Origin of the sequence: Nocardiopsis halotolerans DSM 44410, from assembly GCF_000341065.1 — a bacterium.
GTDB classification, from domain to species: domain Bacteria; phylum Actinomycetota; class Actinomycetes; order Streptosporangiales; family Streptosporangiaceae; genus Nocardiopsis; species Nocardiopsis halotolerans.
On sequence record NZ_ANAX01000407.1, the window covers coordinates 1 to 3,054 of the forward strand.

The following is a 3,054-nucleotide window of genomic DNA, read 5'->3' on the forward strand; positions in this document are numbered from 1 at the left end:
CCACTCCTCCAACACCCGACGACGCTCGACATCGTCAAGCATGGGGAGTCGGGAGACGCGCTCCCCGGGGTCGGCCACGATCGAGGAGAGGAGGGTCGTGTAGTGGTGGACGAAGCGCTGGACGGTCTCCCGGTCGTAGAGGTCGGTGTTGTACTCGACGGAGCCGGCCAGACCGTCGGGCCCCTCCCTCAGTTCGAGGGTGAGATCGAACTTCGTGACCCGGTAGTCGACGTCCACCGGTGAGATCTCGAGGTCGCCCAGCCGGACGACGCGTTCGGTCCGCTCCTCCTGGAGCACGAACGCCACCTGGAAGAGCGGTGCGTGGCTGAGGTCGCGATCCGGCTGCAACGCGTCGACCACTGCCTCGAAGGGCACGTCCTGGTGGTCGTAGGCCCGCAGCGCCGTCTCCTTCACCCGGGCCAGCAGTTCGTGGAAGACCGGGTCACCCGTGAGGTCCGCCCGCATGACGAGCGTGTTGACGAAGAAACCGATGAGGTCCTCGACCTCCAACCGGTTGCGGTTGGCGACGGGCGAGCCGATGGTGATGTCCTCCTGGCCCCCGTAGCGCTTCAGCAGCACCGCGTACGCGGACAGGAGGACCATGTACAGGGTCGCCCCGTGTTCCTCGCCGAGCTCCCTCAGGGACCGTGTGAGTTCGCTCGGCACGAGGAAGCCCTCACGCGCTCCGTGATAGGTCCTGACCGCGGGCCGGGGCCTGTCCGTCGGCAGCGACACCTGCGGGTCGGAGCCCTGGAGCTGTTCCCTCCAGTGGTCGACCTGGCGTCCGAGCACGTCGTCGACGAGCCACCGGCGCTGCCAGTGGGCGTAGTCCGCGTACTGGATGGCCAGGGGCTCCAAGGGGTCGGGCCGACCGTCGCGGAACGCCTCGTACAGAGCGGTCAGCTCCCCGGAGAAGACCCCGAGCGACCACCCGTCGGAGACACTGTGGTGCATGGTCACCAGGAGGACGTGCTCGTCCGGGGACCGCCGCAGCAGGCGGGCCCTGATGAGAAAGTCGTGCTCCAGGTCGAAGGGGGTCATCGCCTCCTTCTCGCAGAGGGAGGGAAGTTCCGCCGGGTCGGCCAGGTCCTCCTCGCCCACCTCGAAGCTCCGACCGTCGCCGACGACCTGGTAGGCGACGCCGTCGCGTTCCACGAACCGGGTGCGCAGAACCTCGTGCCGCTCCACGATGGTCTCCAGGGCACGCAGCAGCGCACCCCGGTCCAGCGACCCGCGCAGCCGGAGCGCCAGCGGAATGTTGTAGTGGGCGTTGGTCCCCTCCAGCTGGGCGAGGAACCACAGGCGCTGCTGGGCGAACGAAAGCTGGACCGGCTCGTCACCGGCGGTGGGGCGGGGAGGGATCGACTCCAGTGCCGAGAGGTCGACCCCCCGCCGCGCGAGCACGGCCCTCAGCGCCCTCTGCTTCTTGGGGGGCAGCGACCTGATCCTCCGGAGGAGGTCGATCGTGTCGTCGGTGTTCGTCGTCTTCATCGTCAGCTCTCGTCCCCCTGGTCGTGGCCGTCGGCCAGCGCCTCCAGCTCCTCCTCGCTCATCCCTTCGATGAGGCTGAGGCCGTCACGGATGTCGTCGATGTTCAGGTCCGGCGCCTCCTGGGCGGGGGAGGTGCTCCTCTCCACCAGGTCGGCCACCCCGCCCAGCGTCGGGGAGTCGAACACGTCCTGGATGGCCAGCTCCGCCCCCGCTCCCCGCGCGAGCCGGTTGACCAGACGGGTCACCAGCAGCGAGTTCCCGCCCAGGGAGAAGAAGTCGCTGTCCTCCCCGAGGTCGTCGGCCTCGACGCGCAACAGCTCCGACCAGACCCGTGCCACCGTCCTCTGGGCCTCGGTCCGGAGCGGGGCCCGGCGCTCCTCGTGCGCTCCCCCGTGCTCCGGGTCGGGCAGCGCCCGGTGGTCCAGTTTGCCGTTCGGGGTCAACGGCAGCTCGTCGATCGGTACGTAGGCCGCCGGAAGCATGTACTCGGGGAGGAACTCGCGGGCCGTGTCCCTGAGCTCGTCCAGCATCCCGGCCCAGGCACTCCAGGTCCGGTCGTCGCGTTCGGGCGTCGCGGCCCCTCCCGAACGCGGGTCCGCCGAACCGTCCTCAGGCCTCCTGGCGTAGACGTTGTGGAGCGGGATGTCGCGCAGGAGGCGGTTGTCCTGTTCGGTGACGACCTCGTAGCCGAGGGCCCGGAGAAGGGTGGTGACCTTCTCCAGCTGGTCGTCCACGTCGTGGAGTTCCATCACGATCTGGCGGATCCGCGGCCAGTCCCGCGCCTCGATGCCCTTGAGGACCTCGTACTCCGCGTTCTCGACGTCGATCTTCAGGAGGTCGATCCGCTCGACCGCGTGGTCGCGGACGACCTCGGAGAGGGTCCTCAGCCGGCAGGTGAACCGCTCGCTGTCGAGCCTGGTGTCGACCAGCTCGCCGACCAACTCGTCGCTGGCCTGGGCGCCGTCGTCCGTCAGCCGCTCCTGGTTGCGCAGGAACGACCGCACCATCTCGTGCGCCTGTTCGGTGGTGGTCCGGCTGCTGGAGATGACGGTGTTGTGGCGGTAGAAGGTGAACGTCTCCTCCCTGGCCTCGGAGGAGAGTCCGTGGGGGAACACCCTGGCGTTGAGGCCGTGGAGTTCGACGTTGCGCCTGAGTGAGTCGGCGACCGGCGGGATCGGCTCGAACGCGTAGACCGAGACGTCGCGGCTGCGTCCTGCGGCGAACAGCGTGAACAGGCCGATGTTGGCGCCCACGTCGAAGACGCAGTCACCGTCGTCGATGGTGATCCCGTGCCTCAGGTACTCGAGGTCGGTGAAGATCTCCTCGTAGACGAAGTCGGTCTCGCTCTTGTTGTGGTGGAAGACCGTCCTCCCGTCGGGCAGTTCACAGGTCCGCTCCAGCAGGTCCGGATCGGTCCGGCGTAGACGGGCGAGCTCGCGTACCGGGTGCGCGGTCCTCTCCGACGGCACCACGTACGCCACGAGGCGCCTGTCGTCCTCTCCGTAGTCCCTGACGACGACCCGGACGTCCTCGACCGCGGGGTGTTCGCTGAGACGGGCCTCG

At 68.8% G+C, this 3,054-nt stretch carries 2 protein-coding genes; both read right to left on the reverse strand.

The window, feature by feature from the left end:
* On the reverse strand, positions 1–1,491 hold a 1,491-nt coding region (locus D455_RS31995), incomplete at its 3' end, for a condensation domain-containing protein (RefSeq protein ID WP_017574075.1).
* 2 nt (positions 1,492–1,493) lie between these two features.
* Positions 1,494–3,054: FkbM family methyltransferase (locus tag D455_RS0128595; protein WP_017574076.1), on the reverse strand; the 1,561-nt coding region annotated here is incomplete at its 5' end.